The following is a 1,869-nucleotide window of genomic DNA, read 5'->3' as shown; positions in this document are numbered from 1 at the left end:
GAGGTAGTTGATCGCGGTGGGTCTCTGTCTTGTCGCGCGAACCTGAGTCGGTCGACGGCAGCCTTCGACAGAGAAACAGACCTAGGAATAGGTGGCGCCCCCGGTAGCGCTCAACGTCGCACCGGTTATGTGACTCGACGCTGCCGAGACAAGAAAAACGGCAGCATCTGCGACGTTCTCCGGCCGAGCCAATCCGAAAGGCGCCTGCGATGAAATCCTGTCGAAGACCTTCTGCCGGATGGGCGTCAGCTCGCCCCCGGCGAAGCGTTCGTAGACCGGCGTATCTTCGACCAGCGTGACTCCGAGGGTATTCACGCGGACCAGAGACCGCGAAAGCTCCTTGGCCATGACTTTCGCCGCCATGATCAGACCGGCCGAGTGGAATGCCACTGTCGTCTGCCCGGGGGTTGGGAATCGACCGCCCTCCGATGTGATGAAGAGTATTGCGCCGCTTTTTTGCTCGAGCATGTATGGGACAACCGCGTGCACGGGGTTTAGTTTGATGCGAACGGTCTTCGCGATCTGGTCCGCGACAGCATTCGGATCAACCTCTGCAAAGATGCCTTGAGCAGCCGGCGGAGCACCAGCGCTTGCGACCAGGATGTCCACCTTCCCAAATTCTGAAACGGCTCGGGCCACCATTGCGCGGGTGTCGGCAGAGTCTTCAATGTCTGCAGACAAGAACAGGCCATGGCCGCCAGCCGCCTCAATCGCCCGCACAACTTCGATTCCCGCGGTCTTGTTGCGCCCGGTGGCCACGACGATCGCGCCCTGGCTGGCCAGTTTCAGCGCCACCGCACGGCCGAGTCCGGCTGTCGCGCCCGTCACGATGGCGACTTTGCCGCGCACACCTTCGCCTCGCTCGCTCAATTCTGCGTTCGGATCAACTTCATTCATTCTGGTTGCCTCGATTGGTTTACAGCCCTTGACGCTGTTCGCACGTCGGGAGCGTGTCAGTGGCTCTTGTGAGATCGGACGCACTAGCAAGCGCGACATGGTTGCCGGCCCTCGACGCGCAAGAAGCACTTTACCTAGACGAGCCGCCCGCGTCGGTTGGATTTACTGACCTAAGCGTCAGGCGCTGCCGGCCTCTGCAGCCGGACGGTTCACACCAGAGCCTCAAACACGCACGGCTTCACATCCTCCACGATGAAGACAACGGGATAGGACGCCAGACTTTCGCATTAGGTTCGGCGAACGATAAAAGGCCTTGCCATGGCCCTTTCCATGCCGCTAACGCCGTGTTCGATGTCAGTGCCCGGCCACGAATCAAATTCTTAGAGATCAGAGGCCGCTGCCCCGCGGGATGAAATACACGGGCAATCAGTTCGCTCCGCCGCCTCAAGCAGTTCATGAGGGGGCAGCACGCCTTCGCTACGCAGTGCAGCAGAGTCGGCTTGTGTGCGGTCGACGGCCCAATGGGGGYGGTCTTCGCTATGGTAGGCTGCGAATCCTCATGGAACTTCGACATCTGCGTTACTTCATCGCTGCGGCTGAAGAAGAACATTTCGGCCGCGCCTCGGAGCGCCTGCACGTCACGCGGCCGGCTGTGTCACAGATCGTCGCGGATCTCGAGGATGAATTGGGTACGGTGCTGTTCGAACGGCTTGCGCATCGGGTCAAGCTCACTGCGGCGGGCCGTGCCCTTCTGCCACAGTTGCAGAAGATCATGGAAGAGCTCAACCACGCACTCACCGTGGCGAAGCGAGTCGGCGAAGGGAAGACCGGCGCTTTGAGCATCGGCTATGGCTCGCTGACGCTTCTGCACCCGCTTTTCCGTGCGGCAATCAGGCAATTCCACGACACTTTTCCTGACGTCACGCTCTCGCTGCTCGAAATGCCGACTTCGGAACAGGTGAAGGCGATTAC

Annotated in this window: 2 protein-coding genes; one reads left to right on the top strand and one right to left on the bottom strand. The window is 60.5% G+C overall.

Annotated features, from left to right (window positions below; all coding sequences use genetic code 11):
* Positions 1 to 81: 81 nt before the first annotated feature.
* Positions 82 to 897, bottom strand: a complete 816-nt coding sequence (locus tag AC1DY5_RS53745; RefSeq protein WP_478122375.1) for an SDR family NAD(P)-dependent oxidoreductase — start codon at positions 895 to 897, stop codon at positions 82 to 84.
* Between the two features lie 559 nt (positions 898 to 1,456).
* On the opposite strand from AC1DY5_RS53745, the gene AC1DY5_RS53740 reads away from it, so the two are divergent.
* A partial coding sequence (locus tag AC1DY5_RS53740) for a LysR family transcriptional regulator (RefSeq protein ID WP_478122374.1) occupies positions 1,457 to 1,869 on the top strand: 413 nt, incomplete at its 3' end.

The organism is Variovorax sp. P4_D9, from assembly GCF_056401695.1.
The sequence above is the reverse complement of the archived record's forward strand: the minus strand, read 5'-3'. Positions and strand labels throughout refer to the sequence as shown.

What these genes read in the sequence shown, in the direction of transcription:
- AC1DY5_RS53745 (WP_478122375.1), bottom strand. Translation starts at nt 897, where the DNA reads ATGAATGAAGTTGATCCGAACGCAGAATTGAGCGAGCGAGGCGAAGGT.